The organism is Clostridium sp. CTA-7, from assembly GCF_054768095.1.
Genome location: NZ_BAAAAV010000004.1, coordinates 204,726 through 228,187, shown reverse-complemented (window position 1 = coordinate 228,187; position 23,462 = coordinate 204,726). Strand labels below are relative to the sequence as shown.

The 23,462-nt window shown below is 28.3% G+C and carries 24 protein-coding genes and 1 pseudogene; 22 read left to right on the top strand and 3 right to left on the bottom strand.

What is annotated here, in order from left to right; translation table 11 throughout:
• Positions 1-12: 12 nt before the first annotated feature.
• The 5 genes from ACYUEX_RS09885 (at position 13) to ACYUEX_RS09865 (ending at position 4,092) form a co-directional block, all read left to right on the top strand.
• On the top strand, positions 13-333 hold the full coding sequence (locus ACYUEX_RS09885; protein WP_411170422.1) for a PTS lactose/cellobiose transporter subunit IIA: 321 nt from the start codon (positions 13-15) through the stop codon (positions 331-333).
• A complete protein-coding gene (locus tag ACYUEX_RS09880; RefSeq protein WP_460287895.1) occupies positions 326-1,417 on the top strand; it encodes a DUF871 domain-containing protein in 1,092 nt (363 codons plus the stop codon). Before ACYUEX_RS09885 ends, ACYUEX_RS09880 begins: the two co-directional genes overlap by 8 nt.
• Before the next feature lie 450 nt (positions 1,418-1,867).
• A complete protein-coding gene (locus ACYUEX_RS09875; protein ID WP_460287894.1) occupies positions 1,868-3,199 on the top strand; it encodes a PTS sugar transporter subunit IIC in 1,332 nt (443 codons plus the stop codon).
• 103 nt (positions 3,200-3,302) lie between these two features.
• Positions 3,303-3,464 (top strand): hypothetical protein, encoded by a 162-nt coding sequence (locus ACYUEX_RS09870; protein WP_460287893.1) that lies wholly within the window; start codon positions 3,303-3,305, stop codon positions 3,462-3,464.
• Between the two features lie 79 nt (positions 3,465-3,543).
• Positions 3,544-4,092, top strand: coding sequence for a hypothetical protein (locus tag ACYUEX_RS09865; RefSeq protein ID WP_460287892.1), 549 nt, complete (start codon positions 3,544-3,546; stop codon positions 4,090-4,092).
• Positions 4,093-4,200: 108 nt separating this feature from the next.
• Here the strand turns inward: ACYUEX_RS09865 and ACYUEX_RS09860 are convergent, their stop codons facing one another.
• Positions 4,201-4,605 (bottom strand): hypothetical protein, encoded by a 405-nt coding sequence (locus ACYUEX_RS09860; protein ID WP_411170427.1) that lies wholly within the window; start codon positions 4,603-4,605, stop codon positions 4,201-4,203.
• Between the two features lie 237 nt (positions 4,606-4,842).
• Here ACYUEX_RS09860 and ACYUEX_RS09855 point away from each other — a divergent pair, with 237 nt between their 5' ends.
• The 11 genes from ACYUEX_RS09855 to ACYUEX_RS09805 all read left to right on the top strand — a co-directional run bounded on the left by ACYUEX_RS09855 (position 4,843) and on the right by ACYUEX_RS09805 (position 14,858).
• The gene (locus ACYUEX_RS09855) at positions 4,843-5,142 is read left to right on the top strand and encodes an ATP-dependent Clp protease adaptor ClpS (protein WP_460287890.1); all 300 of its coding nucleotides are present in this window, start codon (positions 4,843-4,845) and stop codon (positions 5,140-5,142) included.
• 1 nt (position 5,143) lies between these two features.
• Positions 5,144-7,375 (top strand): AAA family ATPase, encoded by a 2,232-nt coding sequence (locus ACYUEX_RS09850; protein ID WP_460287888.1) that lies wholly within the window; start codon positions 5,144-5,146, stop codon positions 7,373-7,375.
• A gap of 143 nt (positions 7,376-7,518) precedes the next feature.
• Positions 7,519-8,652, top strand: a complete 1,134-nt coding sequence (locus ACYUEX_RS09845; protein WP_460287886.1) for an SEC-C metal-binding domain-containing protein — start codon at positions 7,519-7,521, stop codon at positions 8,650-8,652.
• A gap of 16 nt (positions 8,653-8,668) precedes the next feature.
• Positions 8,669-9,004 (top strand): hypothetical protein, encoded by a 336-nt coding sequence (locus ACYUEX_RS09840; RefSeq protein ID WP_460287885.1) that lies wholly within the window; start codon positions 8,669-8,671, stop codon positions 9,002-9,004.
• Between the two features lie 28 nt (positions 9,005-9,032).
• Positions 9,033-9,959 carry a tetratricopeptide repeat protein gene (locus ACYUEX_RS09835; protein WP_460287884.1) on the top strand — a complete coding sequence of 309 codons (927 nt, stop codon included), beginning with the start codon at positions 9,033-9,035 and terminating at the stop codon, positions 9,957-9,959.
• Between the two features lie 275 nt (positions 9,960-10,234).
• Positions 10,235-11,161 (top strand): 4Fe-4S dicluster domain-containing protein, encoded by a 927-nt coding sequence (locus ACYUEX_RS09830; RefSeq protein ID WP_460287883.1) that lies wholly within the window; start codon positions 10,235-10,237, stop codon positions 11,159-11,161.
• Between the two features lie 31 nt (positions 11,162-11,192).
• The gene (locus ACYUEX_RS09825) at positions 11,193-12,083 is read left to right on the top strand and encodes an RnfABCDGE type electron transport complex subunit D (protein WP_411170434.1); all 891 of its coding nucleotides are present in this window, start codon (positions 11,193-11,195) and stop codon (positions 12,081-12,083) included.
• Positions 12,084-12,089: 6 nt separating this feature from the next.
• Positions 12,090-12,704, top strand: coding sequence for an RnfABCDGE type electron transport complex subunit G (locus ACYUEX_RS09820; RefSeq protein WP_411170435.1), 615 nt, complete (start codon positions 12,090-12,092; stop codon positions 12,702-12,704).
• Between the two features lie 21 nt (positions 12,705-12,725).
• Positions 12,726-13,454 carry an electron transport complex subunit RsxE gene (rsxE, locus tag ACYUEX_RS09815; RefSeq protein WP_411170436.1) on the top strand — a complete coding sequence of 243 codons (729 nt, stop codon included), beginning with the start codon at positions 12,726-12,728 and terminating at the stop codon, positions 13,452-13,454.
• A gap of 14 nt (positions 13,455-13,468) precedes the next feature.
• Entirely contained in the window at positions 13,469-14,047 is a 579-nt protein-coding gene (rsxA, locus tag ACYUEX_RS09810) for an electron transport complex subunit RsxA (protein WP_411170437.1), read from the top strand.
• A 13-nt stretch (positions 14,048-14,060) separates the two neighbouring features.
• The gene (locus tag ACYUEX_RS09805; RefSeq protein WP_460287881.1) at positions 14,061-14,858 is read left to right on the top strand and encodes an RnfABCDGE type electron transport complex subunit B; all 798 of its coding nucleotides are present in this window, start codon (positions 14,061-14,063) and stop codon (positions 14,856-14,858) included.
• Between the two features lie 62 nt (positions 14,859-14,920).
• On the opposite strand, the gene ACYUEX_RS09800 is transcribed toward ACYUEX_RS09805, so the two are convergent.
• The gene (locus ACYUEX_RS09800) at positions 14,921-16,189 is read right to left on the bottom strand and encodes an FAD-dependent oxidoreductase (protein WP_460287879.1); all 1,269 of its coding nucleotides are present in this window, start codon (positions 16,187-16,189) and stop codon (positions 14,921-14,923) included.
• Between the two features lie 130 nt (positions 16,190-16,319).
• Positions 16,320-16,640, bottom strand: a complete 321-nt coding sequence (locus ACYUEX_RS09795) for a YqfO family protein (RefSeq protein ID WP_411170440.1) — start codon at positions 16,638-16,640, stop codon at positions 16,320-16,322.
• 294 nt (positions 16,641-16,934) lie between these two features.
• Here ACYUEX_RS09795 and ACYUEX_RS09790 point away from each other — a divergent pair, with 294 nt between their 5' ends.
• The 6 genes and pseudogenes from ACYUEX_RS09790 (at position 16,935) to adhE (ending at position 23,333) form a co-directional block, all read left to right on the top strand.
• A complete protein-coding gene (locus ACYUEX_RS09790) occupies positions 16,935-17,339 on the top strand; it encodes a hypothetical protein (RefSeq protein WP_460287877.1) in 405 nt (134 codons plus the stop codon).
• Positions 17,340-17,493: 154 nt separating this feature from the next.
• Positions 17,494-18,201 carry an MgtC/SapB family protein gene (locus ACYUEX_RS09785; protein WP_460287876.1) on the top strand — a complete coding sequence of 236 codons (708 nt, stop codon included), beginning with the start codon at positions 17,494-17,496 and terminating at the stop codon, positions 18,199-18,201.
• Positions 18,202-18,340: 139 nt separating this feature from the next.
• Positions 18,341-18,790: a MarR family winged helix-turn-helix transcriptional regulator gene (locus tag ACYUEX_RS09780; RefSeq protein ID WP_460287874.1), complete on the top strand. Its 450-nt coding sequence runs from the start codon at positions 18,341-18,343 to the stop codon at positions 18,788-18,790.
• 111 nt (positions 18,791-18,901) lie between these two features.
• Entirely contained in the window at positions 18,902-19,315 is a 414-nt protein-coding gene (locus tag ACYUEX_RS09775; RefSeq protein WP_411170443.1) for a HutP family protein, read from the top strand.
• Positions 19,316-19,411: 96 nt separating this feature from the next.
• Positions 19,412-20,159, top strand: a pseudogene (locus ACYUEX_RS09770) (ABC transporter ATP-binding protein); the annotation flags it as partial.
• A 549-nt stretch (positions 20,160-20,708) separates the two neighbouring features.
• Entirely contained in the window at positions 20,709-23,333 is a 2,625-nt protein-coding gene (gene adhE / locus ACYUEX_RS09765; protein WP_460287872.1) for a bifunctional acetaldehyde-CoA/alcohol dehydrogenase, read from the top strand.
• The last annotated feature ends 129 nt before the right edge of the window (positions 23,334-23,462 follow it).

The window sequence follows — 23,462 nt, the reverse complement described above, 5'->3', positions numbered from 1 at the left end:
GGGGTGTAACCAATGGAAAAAATTATAATGGATCTAATTATCTTTAGTGGGGAAGCTAGAAGCTATGCAATGGAAGCCATGCAATTAGCTAAAAGTGGACAAATTGATGAAGCAAGAGAATTAATAGAAAAATCAAAAGAGACTTTAGGTGATGCCCATGCAACGCAAACTAGCTTAATTCAAGGAGAAGCATCAGGAAATAGATGTGAAGTATCATTATTATTAGTTCATGCACAAGATCATTTAATGACATCAATGGTTGTAAAGGATTTAGCAGAAGAAATTATAGATCTTCATGAAAAATTAAATAAGGTGGAATATAAGAATGAATAAGCTTGGGATATCAATATATCCTAATAATACTTCAATTGATAAAATAAAAGATTATATAAGGCTTGCTGCTAAGTATGGGTTTAAAAGAATATTTACATGTTTAATATCTGCAAGTGATAAAGATATTGATAGTATTTTGGCTGAATTTAAGGATATATTAAATGTAGCTAATGAAAATGGTATGGAAGTTATAGCAGATATAGATCCAACTGTATTTAATAAATTAAAGGCATCTATATTTGATTTAAAAGTATTCAAGGATATGGGGCTTTCAGGTATAAGGCTTGATATGGGGTTTAGTGGATATGAAGAGTCAGTTATGACATTTAACGAGTATGGGTTGAAAATAGAGTTAAACATTAGTAATGGAACAAGATATGTAGATAATATACTTTCATATAAAGCTAATTTAAATAACCTTTATGGATGTCATAACTTTTATCCTCATATTTATACAGGCTTATCTTATGAAAACTTTATAAATTCAAGTAAGCAATTTAAAGAGTTAGGGATAAGAACAGCAGCTTTTGTTAATTCACCTTCTGCAGAATATGGGCCTTGGCCAGTATCAGAAGGGCTATGCACTTTAGAAATGCATAGAGATTTGCCGATAGATGTACAAGCAAAGCACTTATTTGCAACAGGTTTAATTGATGATGTTATAATAGCAAATGCTTTTGCATCAGAAGAGGAGCTTAAAGCTTTAAGTGATTTAAACAAGGAAATGCTAGAGTTTACTGTTGAATTAGTAAATGAAATAAGAGATTTAGATAAAAAAATAGTTTTAGAAGAGTTTCATTTTAATAGAGGAGATTCTTCAGAATATATGGCAAGAAGTACTCAAAGTAGAGTTAAATATAAGGAGGAAAGCTTCCCACCATATAATTTGGTAGATATAAAAAGAGGGGATATTTTAATTGATACGGAGCTGTACACTAGATATGCAGGAGAGCTACAAGTAGCTTTAAAGGATATGAAAAATACTGGAAAGACAAATGTAGTTGCTAAGATAGTTGAAGATGAAATATTCCTATTAGATTATATAAAACCTTGGAGTAAATTTTCATTTAAATTAAAAAAATAGATATTATTTAATCTAGTGGTTAAAAAAAATTCTGGTTTTTTCCAGAATTTTTTTTACTCTATAGGAAATTATATTTTTTAAATTTTTGGATAAATTATTTATAGCATATAAGCTATTAAAGTTTGAAATATTAACATATTATTACACAAATAAATTTTTATATAAATTTGTGTAATGCGATTACACAGAGATAAAAAAATAAGTGTGTAAAAAAACAGTTGATGAAAGCTAGATATATCAAGGGTTTTAAGAAAAAATGTTTTAAAAAAAGTTGGCACGCAAATTGCTTTATATATAGGCAAGAGAAAAACAAAAATAAACAAATTTTTTATGTAAAGGATTTTAAAAAAATGTTATTAACTGATTTACTCTTTATAGTGAAATTATCAATAAAAAATATTCTAGAGAAAATCAGTAAAAATAAACAAAAAATTTTAAGGGGGAATTTAAATGGAAAAATTCATGAATTGGATGGAACGATATATAGTTCCTATAGCATCTAAAGTAGGTGCTCAAAGACACTTAGTAGCTATACGTGATGGTTTTGCTACAATAATGCCACTTATGATTATTGGTTCTTTCGGTCTTTTAATTCACAACTTTCCAATTAAAGCAGTTAAGGATTTATTTGCTGCAGGGCAACCTTTGCATTGGTTAGATGTGATTGCGCTAAATGTATATGGGGGATCAATGTTCCTTATGGGATTATTCGCTGCAATATCAATAGGATATGCTTTAGGAAAGTCATATGATGTTGATGGATTTGCAACTGGATTAGTTACATTAGCATCATGCTTAATTTTAACAAATATGTTTGCTTACAAAGCTCCAGTTACTTGGGGAGGATTTGATGCTGGAACACTTGGATGGGAACCTGGTTTATTTACAAAATGGCTTGGACCTTCAGGATTAATTACTATATTAATAACAACTTTAATTACAGGTACAATTTTTGCTAAATTAGCTAAAAATAAGAAGTTAGTTATTAAGTTACCTGATGGAGTACCACCAGCAGTATCAAGATCATTCTCAGCCTTATTACCAACAATGATTACTTTAACTTTAGTAGGTATAGTATTTGCGATATTAGAAGCTTTTGGATATCAAGAAGTTTACTTACAAGTTTATACATTAATACAAAAACCATTAATGGGGCTTGCAAACTCTTTACCAGTATTATTACTATTAATACTAATACAACAAATTTTATGGTTCTTTGGATTACATGGATCAAATATATTAGCACCAATTATAAGTTCAATATTCCTTGCATTAACAGCTGACAACATGGCAGCTATAGCAGCAGGAAACACTCAAGGAATTAACATTATAAACAGCCAATTCTTAGATTCATATGTTAACCTTGGTGGAGCTGGATTAACAGTTGCTTTAATGATAGCCATGATGATTAAGTCAAAGAGTGCTATTAATAAATCAATAAGAAATATTGCATCAGGTCCAGCATTCTTTAACATTAACGAACCAGTTATATTTGGATTACCAATAGTATTAAATCCAATATATATTATACCATTTATATTAGCTCCAATAGCATCAGCTTTAATAGCTTATGGATTAAGTGTGATAGGATTCGTTGCACCAGCATCAGTAATAGTTCCATGGACTTGTCCACCAGTAATATCCGCAATCTTAGCAACTGGTCAATGGCAAGGTGGTGCAGTAGCATTATTAAACATCGTAGTTTCTATAATAATTTACTTACCATTCGTTGCTTATGCTGATAAGAAGAACTTAGAAATGGAGCAAGCAGAAATTGCTTAAGAAGTATAAAGTGCCCTATAAATAATAATATTAAAATAAAATGAAAAGCAAAAAGGATAGTATTAAAGCTATCCTTTTTGCACAAATTTTAGGAGTTGGTATTATGAGTAATTTTAAACAAAAATTTGAAAGTTTATTTAGTTATGTAACAGAAGATAAAAATGATGAAAATGTTAAAAAAAGAAAATCAAAAGCAGCTACTAATATTTGTGCAATAATAAGTATTTTATTATTGTTCTATTTGCTTACAGGATTAAGTTTTTAATTATTAAATAAATTAAGTATAAATAATTTAATATAAATAAGGGAAAATTATTAATGAAAAATTTAAGGAGGACATTGATATGAAATCTAAATCATTAATAATTCCTTTAGTAATGGTAGCACTAATATCCGTTGGTTGTAATAAAAAAACCGAAGATGGTACTACAAATCAAAATACACCACCAGTAACAGATGCTGTGACATCTCCATCAAGAGTAACAGACGAAGGAAATCTATTTAAAGCAGTTGAAGGAAGCTGGATTGTAATTTTAGAAAATGATGTTAACACTACTAAAGAAGTAGTACTTAATACTGGCTTTAAAAAAGCTGACAAAAATGATCCGAGTAAAATGGTGGTAACACCTCGTGTTTTAGCATTATATAAAAAGGGTGAAAACAATGCTAAAGCAGCCACATATACATTAACTACACCAAAGCTTACAATAAAAGATGAAAATGCAAAAATTGAAGGTGGAACAGTTAAAGGTGATGTATATGTAGAAGTAAATGGAGTGATATTACAAGATGCAATAATAGATGGGAATGTTTATTTCAAAAATGAAGATGCAAAAAATACATTCCATATGGATGAAAAATCAAAAGTAACAGGAACTATGGAAGTTAAATAAATTTTAAGGGATAAATGCTATCATTGTATTTATCCTTTTAATTTACACGTAGTTTATTTAAAAAGTAAAAGATAAATCTAATAGGACTGTAATTACTATACAGTCCTATTAGATTTTCCAATGTTCTTTGAATTTAAGAACTTCATTCAAACTTTTGGTCGACATTTGTTGAGTTAATACTAGTTCATCCTCTAGCTCAGTCATTCTTTTTCCTAAAACTTGATCTAACACAGATAAATCTTCTCGAACCTTATCTATGGATGTATATTTATCTGATAAAATATTTAGCACTTGAGTAATATCAGTTTTAAACTTATCTTGTTCAGTTTTTATAAATTGGACTTCTGTTTGTAAAACAGCAAGGTTATGACTAGTATTTAAAATAACACTTTTCATTTGATTTAATATTTTAGGTAGTTGTTTAAGGATTTCGTTTGTTTCTTGTAATGTAATATCTGTATTGTTTTTAGCATGAGATGTTATATTTACTAAATTTAAAATTTGATCTTCCAATTTTTATCACCTCATTATAATATATGATTTAGCATATATTAGGTACATAGAAAATAGATAAATGCTCAAAAGTATTTTAAATAGGTTTAATCAGTTGGTTTATTATGATTGATATTTTATGACTTTAAATAATATAATATATATAATTATATTTTAGTATGATTTATATAGGATATCAAAAATTCTATAATTTTAAATAAGATTTATATAAAAAATTACAATTATGGAGGAATTAATTTGGAAACTAATGTTAATGTAATAGAAAAAGAACTTGTAGATATAAAAGTACCTAAAAGGTTTAGAGTTATAATGCATAATGATGATTTTACAACTATGGAGTTTGTTGTTGCTATTTTAAGTGATATATTTAATAAAAGTATAGAGGAAGCTAACAAAATAATGATAGAAGTTCATAAAAATGGTAAGGGAACAGCGGGAATATATCCATATGATATAGCTATATCTAAAGCAAGTAAAGCTATGGCTATTGCAAAGGAAGAAGAATTTCCCTTTAAGCTTACAGTAGAGGAGGATTAAAATGGATATTAGTAAAGTTGTTAAGGATATTTTACTTAGAGCATATAAAATGGCAAAAGAAAATAAAGATGAATATGTAACACCGGAACATTTATTGCTAAGTGCATTAGAAGAAGAAAATTTTAAAGAAATACTTAGTAAATTAAATTGTAACATAGAAGAGCTAAAAAATGACTTAATAAGCTATATAAATGAGTATGTAGAAAAATCACAGGATAAAGATCCAGAAGAAAGCTATGGAATAGGAAATATATTTATATTAGCAACACAACAAGCTGCATTTAGTGAGAGAAATATAGTTGAACTAGAACATATAATAGCAGCAATTTATGCTCTTAAAGACAGTTATGCAGCATATTTTTTACAGAAGCAAGATATAAATAGATCAGATTTGCTATTTCAACTTTCTCATAACAAATCTAGAGAAGATAATGCAACTAGAAACTCTATAAATATGATGGGGATTAATAATAGAAATAGCTCCAAAAAGAGTATATTAAGTAGTTATTGTATTAATTTAACAGAGACTCTATCTAACGAGGAAAATGATCCTTTAGTAGGAAGAAAGGATATAATAGATAGAACTATCCAAATTCTTTGTAGAAGAACTAAAAATAATCCAGTTCATGTAGGAGAGCCGGGTGTTGGAAAAACAGCAATAACTTTAGGGCTTGCAAAGCTTATAAAAGAAGGAAATGTACCAGATAAGCTTAAAAACTCACAAATATTTTCCTTAGATATTGGATCAATACTTGCAGGTACAAAATATAGAGGAGACTTTGAAGAAAGAATAAAACAAATATTAGATGAAATAAAAAGCTATGAAAATCCTATAGTTTATATAGATGAGATCCATAATATAGTAGGAGCAGGTGCCTTAAATGGAGGCTCATTAGATGGTGGTAGTTTAATAAAAGGATATTTATTAGAGGGTAAAATAAGGTTTATAGGAGCAACTACATTTGATGAGTATAAGAAATATTTTGAAAAAGATAAGGCTTTAATAAGAAGATTTCAAATTGTTGAGGTTAAAGAAACTAGTATAGAAGAAAGCATAAAAATATTAGAAGGAATTAAAGAAAATTTTGAAAATTATCATAATGTAAGATACACAAAAGAAGCACTAGAACTGGCTGTAAATTTAAGTTCAAAGTATATAAGTGATAGGTTTTTACCAGATAAGGCAATAGATATTATAGATGAGTCAGGAGCTTATGTTGATATAAATAGAGAATATTATAAAGATGGAATTGTAGATGAAAATATAATTGAAGAAATAATATCAAAGATTTGTCTTATACCAAAACAAACTATTGAAAATACAGAGATAAATTCTCTTAAAGCCTTAGAAGGTGAACTTAAGAAAAATATTTTTGGGCAAAATACTGCTATAGAAGAAGTAACAAGATGCATAAAGATGTCTAGAGCAGGGCTTAATGATGATAATAAGACAATTGCATCAATGCTTTTTGTTGGGCCAACTGGAGTAGGAAAGACAGAAATAGCAAAAATACTAGCAAAGACACTAGGAATCGATTTGGTTAGATTTGATATGAGTGAGTATGGAGAGAAACATGCTGCTTCAAAGCTTATAGGGTCTCCACCAGGTTATGTAGGTTATGAAGAAGGCGGATTATTAACAGACACTATAAGAAAAAAACCAAACTGTGTTCTACTATTAGATGAAATAGAAAAGGCGCATGTAGATATCTTAAGTGTATTATTACAAGTGATGGACTATGCAACACTTACAGATAATAGAGGAAGAAAGGTTGATTTTAGAAACGTAATAATAATTATGACTTCTAATGCTGGTGCAAGAGATATAGGTAAAAATCTTGTTGGTTTTGGAAGAGACTCTATAAAAATGGAAGCTATAAATGATGAAGTTAAGAAAATATTTACTCCAGAATTTAGAAATAGGTTAGATAAAATAGTTGTGTTTAACCAAATAAACAAAGAAATAGCTACGGAAATAGCAGAAAAAGAACTAAAGAAATTTAGTGAAAAACTTCTTAGTAAAAACGTAAATTTAGAATTTAGTAGTGAATGTATTAAGTTTATAAGTGAAAGGGGATTATCTAAAGAGTTTGGAGCGAGAGAAATATTAAGAGTAATAAATTCTGAGGTAAAGCCATTATTGGTGGATGAATTGCTATTTGGAGGGCTTTCAAAAGGAGGGAAGTGTAAAGTATTTATAGAAAATAATGAGTTCAAAATAGAGAGAAGTTAAATAAATTATTAAAAGACAAGTAGATGATATAGCTAAAAATTATATCATCTATTTTATTATGTTAAAAATCTTAATATGTACACAAATTAAAAAAACATATATAATTGTATATGTTTTTTAATTGAAGTTAAGAGGTGACTAGTATGGATAAGGATATAAGTAAAATACAAGAAGAAATAATAAAAAAAGATATTAGAAAAGTAGAAAAGCTTTGGAAAGATGTAGAAGATAATGAATCTTTAGAATATCATTTAGATAGAATGACTAAAGAAGAATTAGTGAAAGTAGGAAGTAAATATTCAGTTAAAGGAATTACATCATTAAAAAAATCAGATGCTCTATTAAAAGTTAAAGATGGAATTATAAATAATATTGATTATATATTAAACTTATTAGATTTTGATGCATTTTCATACTTAAGTGAAATAATAAATTTAAATGGTAAAAAACAATATTTTGGTTCAGAGCTGATAAATGCTAACTATTTTAGAAATAGAGGAATAATGTTTACTGGAGTTGAAAAAGCAAAACTATTTGTGGTAACGCCTAAAGAATTATGTGATATAATAAAAGATAAGTTAAATCAAGAATTAAGATTAAATTCTATTTTAAACTCAGAAGTTATAAAGCTTTCAGCTGGAATAATTTATTTTTATGGTGCTCTTACAATAAAGGATATTTGTAAGATTATTAGAGAAGATTACAATTATGAGTTTGAAGAAGAAAGAATTAGAAGTTTACTTTTAGATGGACAAGAACTAGGCTTTGATTATCAATTAGATGAAGATATTATTTATCATATAGATGTAGAGGAACCTAGATTAATAATAGAAGAAACTAATAAAAATACAGATATAAGTTTTGCAAAGTTTGATAAAAAGACATTATTTAAAGCTGCAAAACCTGATTATATTGAAGAAAACAAACAAACTAATAGGCTTGAAAAGGTTCTAAATGAACTTTTTGTTATAGATAAAAAGATACTAAAAGAGGAAATAGATAGCTTTTCTATAGCTATAAAAAATGAAGCTTCATTGGAAGAGGCTATAGAGGTATTTTTAGAGGCATATGAAATAGAAAGTGAAGAAGAAAATAATATACTTAAAGAAGAGCTAAAAAAGCTATCTATGACTGTAAGAAGATGGACTTTAAAAGGAAATTCAGAAGGTGAAATTGAAAAGAATAAAAAGACTATAGTAAATAGTGACAAGATAGGAAGAAATGATCCATGTCCTTGTGGAAGTAATAAAAAATATAAAAAGTGTTGTGGTAAATAATAAAGGGGAGTTAAGTATGGTTTTTAAATATATATTATTAATATGGGGATTTATTGAGCTTATACTTGGAATAACTGTATTATTAAAAAAGAAACTTTTACTTTTAAAAGTTATAGTAGAAAGTTTTTCTATGATAAATAATAATTTTAATCTTTCAGAAATTAAAGATATAAAGCTATTTTCTAAATGGATTGGAGAAGTTGTTTTATTAGAGGGATCATTATATATTTTCTTAGCATCTGCATCAATATACTTTAATATGAATATATTTATTGTTATAGTATTTATAATTCTAATAGAAATATTTTTCTTTAACATAATAAGTAAAGGAATAAGAAACTTTACAGATTAGATAAATAAAATTAAAATGAGGTCATAAAATGAAAGATAATAGATATCTTTTTGAAAATTATATTAATATAGCAAGAGGCTTTATAACTGAAAAAGAATATGCAAAAGCACTAAAGTTTTACAGAAAGGCATATAGATTTGAAGAGGGTAGAAAAGATATAGAGCTTATACTAGATATGGCACTTTTATATGATAAATTAGGGTATAAGGACTTATCAGAAGAAAAATATAGAGAGGCTATATTAGTAGAGGAAAAAGATGCAAGGGCTTATTATGGCTTAGGGGTTTTATATGATGAAGATGAATTTTTAGAAGAGGCTATAGAATATTATAAAACTGCTATTAAGTTAGATAATAACTATGATAGAGCATATTTTTATCTAGCAAATGCATATGATGAAATAAGTGATAAGCAAAATGCAATAAAATATTATAATAAGACTTTAGATTTAGTTCCAGAGGATTTATGGGCAAATGCAAATTTAGGATGTATTTATGAAGAACTTGGAGAGTTTCAGAAAGCACTTAAATATATGGAAAAGGCATTAGAAATAGATTCAAACAATTTTAGAATTCTATTTAATATGGGAGTTTTGCTTAAAAATCTAAATAAAGCCAATGAGGCAGAGAAATATTATAAAAAATCTATAGAAAAAAATCCATATTATCCATATAGTTATTTAAATTTAGCGGTTTTATATAGAGAGAAAAATTATTTTTATAAAGCTATAGAAGTTATTACGGAAGGAATAGAAAATAATAGCGATTCAGGCTTTTTATATTATAATAGAAGTTGTTTTTACTCTAATATAGATGAATTACATAAATCTTTTAAGGATTTAGTAAAGAGTATAGAATTAAATGATTTATTTTTAGATTATATGATGAAGGACAAAGAATTAGATAAATTAAGAAATTTAAAGGAATATAATGACTATTTAAAAAGTAAGCTGTAATAGCTTGCTTTTTTCATTTGAAAGGAATAGTTAAAAAAATAACTAAAAAACAAATTTTAAAAAAAATCTTTTTTATGATTTTAATGGAGATTCTTGAGTTTATAATGTTTTGTATAAAAATTTTTAAATTTTTATTAAAAACTTTGTTAAAAATATTACAAAAGTTGTGAGAATACTCTATTTATGGTACTATATCATTGTAACCGTTAAAATATACGGATAATGTGGTATATTTTAACGGTAAATACTTGCATAAAAGTAGGAGGTTTTTTATAGTGTTAAGTAGTCTTTTTAATAGTGTAAATGTTTTGAACAAATTATTTACACTTAGTGATGCTAGCATATTAGAATTATCAGTTGATAATTCTAAAGAATTAAATGCTAAGGAAATCGAAGAAAGCTTGATTTTACCTTATGAAAATAATAGAGGTAAAAAAGTTATAATTAAAGCTTTTAGTTTTCAACCTAATTTAAATGGATATGGAACAATAGTAAAAGAAAGAAAAGAAGATTTAAAAAAAGGACTAGAAAAAATTAAGTCAATTTCAGAAATGAAATTTGTAGTAGATGGAAAAGATAAAAGTCTACAAGAAGCATTGAAAGAATATGGAGAAGTTATAAAAGTATCACCTATAACAGATTTATATTCTAATAAATTAATTTCTAAAGCTTATGGAAATGTTCAAGAGGCTATTATTTATGATTTAGTAGAAGTAGTACAATTGGGACAAACTTTAGGAGGAAAAAGAGTAGAGATATTATCTACTGTTTATGGAAGTGCTATAGATGGTAGAAAAGTTGTTGCGTTAAAAAAAGGAACAACATATAAAGAAGTCTTTGAAGCTTTAAATGGTAAAGCTGATGAACTTAAGAAGGTTATTGATGGTGGAAGTATAAATGGAACACCTATATATAATTTAGATTCAGTAGTATCAGACAATTCTAAAGGAATACTATTTTTAACAGAAAAAGATTCACTATCTGAGGAAAGCTATAGCTGTATAAGATGCGGAAAATGTTTAAGAATTTGTCCAGAAGGATTAAATCCAATAAAATTAGTCGAACTTCATAAAATGGGAGAAAAAGAAGAATTTATTAAATTTGGTGGAGAAAAATGTATTGATTGTGGTTTATGTAGCTTTGTATGTCCTTCTAATATAGAAATCGCACAAACTATAAAAACTGCAAAAACATTCAAATAAGTAATATAAAATCTGAATAGGAGTGAAGAGTGTGGAAAATAGAAATCTTAAAATATCACCAGCACCTTATATTAAAAAGGGGCTTGGGATTAATAAGATAATGATCGATTTTATTATAGCATTAATTCCGGCAATATTTGCAGGAGTATATTTTTATAAAATTGATGCTGTTAAAGTAATAGTTGCAACAGTTTTAACTAGTATTATAGCAGAAGGTATTTGGAATAAGTTTGTAAAGAAAAGGGCTTTTTTAAGTGATTTAAGTCCAATAGTATTAGGTATTATCTTAGCACTTATTATGCCAACCTATGTTCCATTATGGATACCAATTATAGGATCAATATTTGCAACAATTGTTGTAAAACAATTTTTTGGTGGCCTTGGACAGAACTTTATGAATCCAGCAGCTGCAACTAAGGCGTTTTTAATTGCATCATGGGCTGGAGTAATGGCAAAACCAGTAGCAGATGCAACATCATCAGCATCTGAAACTTCAGAAGTAGTAGTACCTTTAATAGACAAAATAATAGGACAAGCAAATGGAAGCATAGGAGAAGTTTCTATTTTAGCTCTATGTATAGGTGGATTATATTTAGTGTTAAGAGGAAGAATTAGTTTAAGAGCTCCGCTTACATTTATAATATCATCAATGCTAATGTATAATTATTTTGGAAAAGACTTATTACTTCCAGGAGCATTTTTTATAGCAGGAATATTTATGACCACAGATTATGGAACAACACCAATGACAAAAGTTGGGCAGTACATATTTGGATTAATAGCAGGGGTTTGTGCATCAATTATAGCAGTAAAAGGTTTTAATCCAGAAGGGCCTTATTATGCAATAATAATAACTAATTTATTTACTCCTCTTATAGAATATTTTACAACTAAAAAAATAAAAGTTAAGAAGGAGGCTTAATAGAGTATGAAAGAGAATTTTAAGCTAGGAGGAATCCTTCTAATTATAACTATGATAGCAGGACTATTACTTGGTTTTGCTAATGATTTAACTAAAGAAGCAATTATAGAAAATTCTAAAATTAGTAAAGAGGATTTAAGTTATATATTACCACAAGCTGAAGGTATTAAAGATATGGATATAAATTTAGATTCAGAAGGCAATGTAAAGGAAATATACGAAGCAGTAAGTGGGAGTGACGTTGTTGGATATGTATTAAAGATCAACAGTAAAGGCTTCCATGGACCAATAGATTTTGTTGTAGGTATATCAAAAGATGATAAAGTTGCAGGAGTTAAAGTTCTATCACATAGTGAGACACCAGGTCTTGGAGCTAAAATTTCAGAAGATAAATTTACTTCAAGATTTAAAGGTAAACCTGCAAATGGATATTTAGAAGTAGTTAAAACAACTCCTAATAAAGATAATGAATTAGAAGCTATATCAGGAGCTACAATTTCAAGTAAGGCATCTGTGACTGCAGTAAATGAAGCAATTTCTTTTTATTTAGAAAATATAAAAGGTGAGGAATTAGCACCACAAGAAGGTACTGACGCAGATACAGGAGCAAGTGCAAACTAATAATAAATTAGGAGGAGAAAAATGAATAAATTAATTGAAAGATTAAAAAATGGAATAATTACCGAAAATCCGATTTTTGTTCAAGTTTTAGCTATGTGTCCTACTTTAGCAGTTACAACAAATGCTAAAAATGCATTAGGTATGGGACTAGCTTCAACTATAGTTTTAATATTTTCTAATATGATGATTTCAGCAATAAGAAAATTAATTCCAGATAAGATTAGAATACCAGCATATATAGTAGTTATTGCATCATTCGTTACAATAGTAGATATGTTAATGCAAGGATATGTTCCAAGTCTTTATTCATCTTTAGGAATTTTTATACCATTAATAGTTGTTAACTGTATAATCTTAGGTAGAGCAGAAGCATATGCTTCAAAAAATCCAGTTTTACCATCTATTTTTGATGCTATTGGAATGGGAATTGGCTTTACAATTGCATTATTCCTAATAGGAACTTTTAGAGAAATTTTAGGAGCTGGACAAATTCTAGGAATTCAAATATTACCAGAAAGCATTAAACCAGCTTCTATAATGATATTAGCACCAGGAGCATTCTTTACTTTAGGTGGACTTATGGTAATTTTAAATGCCTACAATATAAGAAAAGCAGCTAGAACTGGAGAAGCAGTTAAATCTTTAGAACATAGTTGCGGAAGTTGTTCAGGATGTGGAACTGGTTCTTGTGGAAGCAATAACGGAATAGAAATAAAAGAAATAGAAATAAAAGAGAAAAAGAAGGACTAAGAGGGGTGTAACAAATGGAATTATTTATGATTTTCATAGCAGCAATGCTTGTAAATAACTTTGTTCTTTCAAAATTCCTAGGAATATGTTCATTCCTTGGAGTTTCAAAGAAAAAGGATTCAGCTATAGGTATGGGACTTGCAGTAACCTTCGTTATGACATTAGCTTCTATAATGTCATGGATTGTATATAATGGAATGCTAGTTCCATTAGAATTAGAATACTTAAAGACAATAGCTAATGTACTAGTTATTGCAGCATTAGTTCAATTTGTTGAAATGGCGATGAAAAAATTATCTCCAGCTCTTCATAAAGCACTTGGGATATATTTACCTCTTATAACAACAAATTGTGCAGTTTTAGGTGTGGCAACTTTAAATATACAAGAAGGATATAGCTTTATAGAGTCTATAGTAAATGGTTTAGGAGCTGCATTAGGTTATATGTTATCTATAGTGCTACTAGCTTTTATAAGAGAAAGAATAGATAATAATGAAAATATACCAGTAGTTCTAAGAGGATTACCAATTACATTATTTACAGCAGCTTTAATGTCAATTGCCTTTTTAGGATTCCAGGGATTAATTCACTAGGAGGAGATTTAAAATGAATATTTTATTTGCAGCTTTAAGTTTGGGAATTCTAGGGTTGATTTTTGGAGTACTACTAGGTTTTGCAGCAAAAGCTTTTGAAGTAAAGGTTGATCCTAAAATACCAATGTTAAGAGAATGTTTACCGGGTGCTAACTGTGGGGGATGCGGTTTTGCTGGATGTGATGCATATGCTGAAGCAGTTGTAACAGTAGGAGCAAAGCCTAATTTATGCTCTGTAGGGGGAGCAAAAACAGCAGAAGATATTGGTGGGATTTTAGGTATTAAGGTAGATGCCGCTGAAAAGATGACTGCCTTTGTAAAATGTAATGGAAATTGTGATTCAGCTAAATCAAGATATGAGTTAGAAGGGGTAAGTGATTGTCTAACAGCTTCACTTATGATTGATGGAGGTTCAAAGTCATGTTCATATGGATGTTTGGGCCTTGGAAGTTGTGTAAATGTTTGTGAGTTTGATGCATTAGAAATAATAAATGGAATTGCTAAAGTAAATTTAGATAAATGTACAAATTGTGGAGCTTGTATAAATATATGTCCTAAAGGACTTATTGAATCTGTTCCAGTTTCAAAGAAAGTAAGAGTTGAGTGTAACAATATTGAAATAGGAAGGCACGTAAAGGAAAATTGTTCAGCAGCCTGTATAGGATGTAAGCTTTGTGAAAGAAACTGTCCTAAAGATGCTGTTCACGTGGTTAATAATCTAGCTAAGGTTGATTATGATAAGTGTGTAAATTGTCAATTATGTACTAAGAAATGTCCAACAGGAGCAATAAAAAATATATTTTCTAATTAGTAGTAACTATATTTAATTAAGAAGAGATGTTAGCCTTAAAATCAATTTAAGGCTAACATTTTTTATTTATTAAATATATTTAGGAGCTTTAGAGTCTTTACTTTATCTAGAATTTGATTTTTATTTGTTGTATATAAATTTAATTCTTTCATTCTTTCAAAGTACTCTCCACCAGAAAATGTATGTCTAATGCTTTTGCCATTTTCCATGTCTATAGTTTCATTTGCAAAAGCTATTATATCTCCAATTGCTAAGCTTCTAGGAAGTATTAATGGTTCTTCCTTTGAGATATATTTAAAAGCGTTGTATCCAGCTAGTGCACCTGTAACCATTGCTTCTGTATGGCCAACAAAAAATCCGGATTTTTCACCAGCACAAAACATATTATCTATGCCAAGTATTCTCATAGTATTATCTCTAGGACTAGAGGCTAGATATCTAATAGAATTAGAGTTGCCACCAGATAGAGGATCTATATATCTTGCATTTTCAAGTCCAGGTATTTTTCTAAGCTTTTCTAAAGGATAATATGAAGTCATAAGTTTAATGTGACCAGTATCTAATAAAATAATATTTTCTGCAAAATCCTTTAAAGCATATTGTTGGCAAACTTTTTGACTTAATTTATCTAAATTAATATCCTCTTTAGGAATTGGTAGTGAAACAACTCCATACTTATCTAGTTTATCTAATATATCCTTAGATAAAGATTCACGTGGTAATTCACAGGATCCACTCATGGCTCCTGGTACACCGTTATTTCTTTCTCCAATAATGTCTTTTATACCTGCTTTAGAACTTAAGCTTTCTCTACCTCCAAAGCTTGGACATCTTAAAATGCACATTGAGCATCCATTTCCATAACGTGAGCAGTTAGTCATAGATCCGGTAGAACCTGTAGTTTCAATAAAGACATCACCATCCATAAAGGACCCATCAGATAATTTTATTTTAGTTATAGTATTATTTTCTAGGTGTACATTAATGGCTCTATTTTTAAAATGTATATTAATACCTAAAGATAATATATATCTTCTGATTTCTGGTTCTGCTTTACCTATATCCGTTAAGTTTGCATGTTTATGACCAGAAAAATCTATATTTTTATGGATAGCTAAAGAATCCATTATGTCTATTAATTCTGGAGCTCCTAATAATGATAGTTCTTCGGAAGCAGTGTACCTACCATTATTTCTCATTATACCTCCTACATTTCCAACTCCTAAAAGCATATCAGTTCTTTCTAAGATATGAACTTCAGCACCCATTTTCCTTGATTGTATAGCAGCTTGGCAGCCTGCAAATCCACCACCAATTATAACAACTTTCATTATTTTGTACCTCATATATTAATGTTTATAATAAATTATTCTAATTATATAAAAATGCTACTTATAAATAAAATTTATAACATAAAGATAATGGTGACTATAATTAAGCCACCACAAATATCTTTATTATTTAATTTATTACTGGAAATATGTTATAAACTGGTTCTTCATATGGATGAAGGTTTTTTATAACATTAATAACCTCAAAGGCTAAATCTTTATCACATCTAAATTCTATCTTAGCCTCTTTTTCAATAGATAAGTCTCCTTCTTTTCCAATATGAGGATTTGATCCTTTTAAAGGTCTAAAATATCCAGAGACTTCACTTATAGACATACAGTTATCATAATCTCCTATAGTTAAAGCGCCTGTTCTATTTATAGCTTCTCTTAATTTGTCTGAATAATCAGAAGGAATATATATTTCAAACTTAACTTTTGTATAATTCATATAAACAAGATACCTCCTATTAATAGCTATAATTAAATAATAGCCTAATAACGTAAATTAGTAAACGAAATAAATGTCTATTATTTACAAAAGTTAAATTTAAAAAAGTTTATAAAATGCCTAAAAAACTAATAAATTATTATTAATAGTATAGATTGTGAAAGAAAATAGTAGATAATTAAAGAATTTATTAGAAAAATATGAAAAATAGCATATTAGATATCTTTTAAAAAGATATAGCATACTATATTAGTGAAGAAGATAATAAAATAATACATTAAATGGGGGATTTCCATGGGAGTTTTATTTGCAATTATTGGGTTGATTTTAACTATATTTACTTTCTTTTATTTAGAGAAAAACATTATATTAAATAAAAAATCTATTATAAAAAAAGCTAAAGTAATAGGCTTTGAAAGTTACACTTATCTAATGCCTGGAACTGAATATAATACAGTATATAATGCAAATTTATATCCTATATTAGAGGTTGAAGATGATGATAAAAAAGTAAGAATAGCGATTTCATATTTAAGTAATAAGATTAATTTAGAACGAGGAGATGAAATTGAAGTAATATATCCAAAAGGGAAGATAGAAAAATTAAAACTATATGATAATGAAAGTAAGTATAGGTTTTACTATCTAATTATAGCTATAGGAATAATAGTAACTTTATTAGCGATCACAATGCTTTAAATAAAGGGAGCTAAAAATTAGCTCCCTTAATAATATTGTTTCAATTTATTTTTATAAGTTTATATATTCATAAGGCTTTACTAAATATATAGGCTGATGGCAAATTTATATAAATTAAATACTATAATATTATAAACTCTTAAGGGAGGAAAACATGCCATTAAGTATTAGGGAAATAATAATAAGGTTGATATTTTCAGTTTTTGTTGGTGGTATTATAGGATATGAAAGGGAAAGAAAACGCAGAGCAGCAGGACTTAGGACACATATATTAGTTTGTGTAGGAGCTACAATAATATCTTTGCTACAAATTGATATAGGAAATAAGGCTATAGCAATTATTGAAGCTAACAAGGATCTAAGTGAAATTATAAAAATAGATTATGGAAGATTAGGCGCTCAAGTAATAACTGGAGTTGGGTTTATTGGAGCTGGAGCTATAGTGCATACTAAAGGTAATATAAAGGGGTTAACAACAGCAGCAACATTATGGGTGGTAGCATGTTTAGGATTATCTATAGGTATGGGCGAGTATTATGTAAGTATATTTGGAGCTATAATAATTGTAATAACTCTAGTATTTTTAAAAAGCATAGAAAACAGGTTCATATCTAAAAATGTAATTAAAAAAATTGAAATTAAGTATAATAATTTAGAGGATACTAAGTTAGAAATAGAAAAGTATTTAGAAGGTAAAAATTTAATTATTAAAGTTATAGAGTATTTATTAGAAGAAGATAGTTCAAAAGAAGAAGTTCATGCAATTTATACTATATTAAAGCCTCAATATATTAGCTTTGAAACTATATTAAATGATCTAAAAAATAATAAAAATATAGTATATTTAAATGTAATAAAATGATATTAATATAATAAAGGTAAAACAACTTTGATAATCAAAATATTTTATATAAAAATATTCATTATGTAATTGAATTTTAGTTTATATTAGATTATTATTTAATTGAGGAACTATAGAAAAAGGATGGGATAAAATTATTATGGAAAGAAGTGAAAATGTAGTTAATGAGTTATTAGTAAAGATATTTAACGAAATACTACAGATTGAAGAAAAAACATTAAGAAATGGACATTTTTCAGATTTATCAGTTAGAGAAATGCATACTATTGAAGCAATAGGAAGAAAACAAAGAATGATGAGTGAGGTTGCACAAGACTTAGGGATTACTGTGGGTACCTTAACAACAGCAATAAATAGGCTAATTAAAAAGGGGTATGTAGATAGAAAAAGAATAGAAGAAGATAGAAGAGTAGTTCTTGTAGAGTTAACGAAGAAAGGAAAAGTTGCACATAGGCTACACGAAAGATTTCATAATGAAATGGTTAAATCTATGATGGGTGGACTTTTAGATAACGAAAGAGATGTCCTTGTAGAATCTTTAGAAAAACTGAATAATTATTTTAAGGAGAAATGTGAATCAATAGAATAATATTTGGAATAAACTTTCAGTTATTTACTTTCAACAGTTTAATTTTACTATATTCAGTAATATATTTGTGATATTATTAAGGGGTAAATAATTAGAGTGTGGGAGGATATTATGGGAAACACTAGTTTAGATGTTGCTAAATATTCAGTAAGAATGGCTATTTCATCAAGAGAAGAGGAAGAAGAATTAAAAACTGAATTCAAGAAAAAAGGTGTATTAGTTACTGCTGTTAATATAGGCGGAAATATAAATGACTCAACTTCTAAAATATTAGAAAGGGCTTTAGTAGCCTCTAAAAGAAATGGAGTAATAAGAGAAGAACACTTGCATGAAGGTGGAGTAATAGGAGCAACAAGAGATGCTTTAATGCAAGTTTGGAATAGAGCAAGTGGTCAAAATGTAGGAGGAAAAGTAGGCATTGCTAGAAAAGGTGAGCACTTAAGTGTATGTATTTTCCTTAGTGTTGGACTATTACATTTAGATGAGGTTGTGATAGGAATAGGACATAGAGCTGTTCCGGAATAAATAGTAAAATTAAAGTTTAAGGGGCTGTTATTTTATAACAGCCCCTTAAACTTTAATTTATTTTTAGCTTTATAATATTTTTATTTACAAAAAAATAATGAAAATAAAGTTTTTTCTAAATTCTCTTTAGAAGTAAAAAAAAGGAGATTTCATAAGTATAATTGGATCTAATGGTGCTGGAAAATCAACGTTATTAAATATAGTATCTGGTAATATAGAGTGTGATAGTGGAATTATACTATTAGATGGAGAAGATGTTTCAAATAAGGATGAATATAAAAGGTCCAAAAATATAGGTAGAGTTTTTCAAAATCCATCTCTTGGTATATCACCGAACATGACTATATTAGAGAACTTATCGTTAGCTGATAACAAAGGAAAAATTTATGGATTGTCTTTCGCAATAAATAAAAAAAGAATTAACTATTATAAAAATATTCTTAAAGAATTAGATTTAGGATTAGAAGATAAATTATATACAAAAGTAAATTTATTATCTGGAGGACAAAGACAAGCTTTGACATTATTAATGGCTGTTATGACAAAGCTCAAATTATTATTATTGGATGAGCACACTGCAGCATTAGATCCTAAAACTTCTTTAAAGATAATGGATATAACGGAAAAAATGGTTAAAGAAACTGGAGTAACTACTATTATGGTGACTCATAATTTAAAACAAGCTATTAAAAGTGGAAATAGACTTATTATGATGCATAGTGAACAAATTATAATTGATGTAAAAGATAAGGAAAAAGAAGAGTTAACTCATTCCAAATTAATGAAATTATTTGAGGAAGCTAATGTAAATGAAGATTTAAGTGATAGAACTTTACTAGCATAGTATTATTGAATAAATAGAAGGTTTTATTTATATTACAACCTTCTATTTATTTTTTTATAACAACCTTTATATGATATGAATATTTAATATGATTTTTAGGAAAAGTAATAGTAATTAAGTTCTAATTGTATATTAAAATCTAGATGAGAGTATTTAAAAAGATGAAAAGTAAGAAATTAAAATATTATTGTTATATATATAACAATAATATTACTTAAAATGCCATATACATTTAAGAGATTAGTTACGATTAGATTATATCAATATTCAAAATAACACAAATAATCAGAAAATAACTTAATAATAAAAGTCGAATATTATATTATATGAACATAATAAGGGGAAAACGGTTTAAATATGTGCAAAATAACTTTATAATAATGTATTAAAATAGGACGAAAAAATAATTTTAAAAAATATGATAAATTTTTAACAAAAAAGATTGACAAAAATTAGACAATATACTAAAATAAACTTGTACTTAGTCGATAGACAAAAAAGAAAATTTAGAAAATAAAATTATTATATAGATATGTAGGAGGAATTAAAATGGCTGTAACAAATGCACAAGAATTAACTCAAAGAATTAAAGAATTAAGAGAAGCGCAAAAGGTATTTGCCACTTACACACAAGAACAAGTAGATGAAATATTCAGACAAGCAGCTATGGCAGCAAGTGACAATAGAATTAAACTTGCTAAAATGGCAGTTGAAGAAAGTGGAATGGGAATTGTAGAAGACAAGGTAATTAAAAATCACTTTGCTGCAGAATATATATATAATCAATATAAAGATATGAAAACTTGCGGAGTTATAGAAGAAGATCATACTTTTGGTATAACTAAAATAGCAGAGCCTATAGGAGTTGTAGCAGCTATAGTTCCAACTACAAATCCAACATCAACAGCAATATTTAAAACATTAATTGCATTAAAAACAAGAAATGCAATAATTATATCACCACATCCAAGAGCTAAAAAAGCTACAATTGAAGCAGCTAAAATAGTTTTAGATGCAGCTGTTAAAGCAGGTGCACCAGAAGGAATAATAGCTTGGATAGATGAACCATCAGTTGAATTATCACAAAATGTTATGAGAGAATCCGATATAATACTAGCTACAGGTGGTCCTGCAATGGTTAAATCAGCTTACTCATCAGGAAGACCAGCTTTAGGAGTTGGAGCAGGAAATACTCCAGCTATTATAGATGAAACAGCTCATATAAAAATGGCTGTAAACTCAATACTTCTTTCAAAAACTTTTGATAATGGAGTTATTTGTGCATCAGAACAAAGCATCTTAGTTATGGATGAAGTTTATGAAGAAGTTAAAAAGGAATTATCTGCAAGAGGAGCATACATATTAAAAGGTGAAGAAGTAGATAAGGTTAGAAAGATAATTTTAAATGAAAAAGGTGGCTTAAATGCTAATATGGTTGGCCAACCAGCATACAAGATAGCTGAAATGGCTGGGGTTAAAGTTCCAGTAGGAGCTAAAGTTTTAGTTGGGGAAGTTGAATCAGTAGAGTTAGAAGAACCATTTTCACATGAAAAATTATCACCAGTACTTGCTATGTACAGAGTTAAAACTTTTGATGAAGCTCTAACAAAAGCTTGTAGATTAATAGAATTAGGTGGCATGGGTCATACTTCTGTATTCTATACAGATCAAATAAAATCAACAGAGAGAATCGCTAGATTCGGAGCAGCTATGAAGACTGCAAGAACATTAATAAATATGCCAGCATCACAAGGAGCTATTGGAGATATATACAACTTTAGACTAGCGCCTTCATTAACACTAGGATGTGGATCATGGGGAGGAAACTCAGTTTCAGAAAACGTTGGTCCTAAGCATTTAATTAACGTAAAGAGTGTTGCTGAGAGGAGAGAAAATATGCTTTGGTTTAGAGTTCCAGAAAAGACTTACTTCAAATATGGATGTTTACCAATCGCTTTACAAGAATTACATGATATGGGTAAAAAGAAAGTATTTATAGTAACAGATAAAATTTTGGCTGAACTTGGATATACAGCTAGAATAACAGACGTTTTAGAAAGATATGGAATAGACTTTAGAATATTCTCAGAAGTTGAGCCAGATCCAACTCTAGCAGCAGCTAAAAAAGGTGCAGAAGCAATGCTTGCATTCAATCCAGATGTTATAATTTCATTAGGTGGAGGATCACCAATGGATGCAGCTAAAATTATGTGGGTAATGTATGAACATCCAGAAGTTAGATTCGAAGATTTAGCTATGAGATTTATGGATATAAGAAAGAGAGTTTATAAATTCCCAACTATGGGTGAAAAAGCAATGATGGTTGCTATTCCAACTTCTGCTGGTACAGGATCAGAAGTTACACCATTTGCAGTTATAACTGATGAAAAAACAGGTGTTAAATATCCACTTGCAGATTACGAACTAACTCCAGATATGGCTATAGTTGATGCTGAACTTATGATGAGTATGCCAAGAGGATTAACAGCTGCTTCAGGTATTGATGTTTTAGTTCATGCAATTGAGGCTTATGTTTCAGTATTAGCATCAGAATATACTAATGGATTAGCGTTAGAAGCAATAAGATTAGTATTTAAGTATTTACCAGTAGCATACAATGAAGGAAGTACAAATGTAAAAGCAAGAGAAAAAATGGCTCACGCTGCATCAATAGCAGGTTTAGCATTTGCTAATGCTTTCCTTGGAATTTGCCACTCAATGGCTCATAAGCTAGGTTCATTCCATCACTTACCACACGGTATGGCTAATGCATTATTAATAAATGAATCAATTAAATTTAATGCAGCAGATGCACCAACTAAGCAAACAGCCTTTGCTCAATACAAATATCCAAATGCAGCTTGGAGATATGCTAGAATAGCAGATTACCTACAACTAGGTGGAAATACAGAAGCTGAAAAAGTTGAATTATTAACAAAGGCTATAGACGAATTAAAAGATAAAGTTGGAATGCCAAAATCAATAGCAGATGCAGGAGTATTAAAAGAAAGCTTCTATGCAACAATTGATGAAATGGTTGAGCAAGCATTTGATGATCAATGTACAGGAGCTAACCCAAGATATCCATTAATGAGCGAAATTAAACAAATGTATATAAATGCTTATGAAGGACTAAAAGTAAAAGAAGTTAAAAAAGAAACTAAGAAAAAATAATATATAAGAGAAAAAATAGAGGATTTTAAAAGTATCCTCTATTTTTTATTGCCTAACTATACATATATACAAAAAAAATATGATATTATTTATAAATACAACTTATTTAAGGGCTTATAAGATTAACAT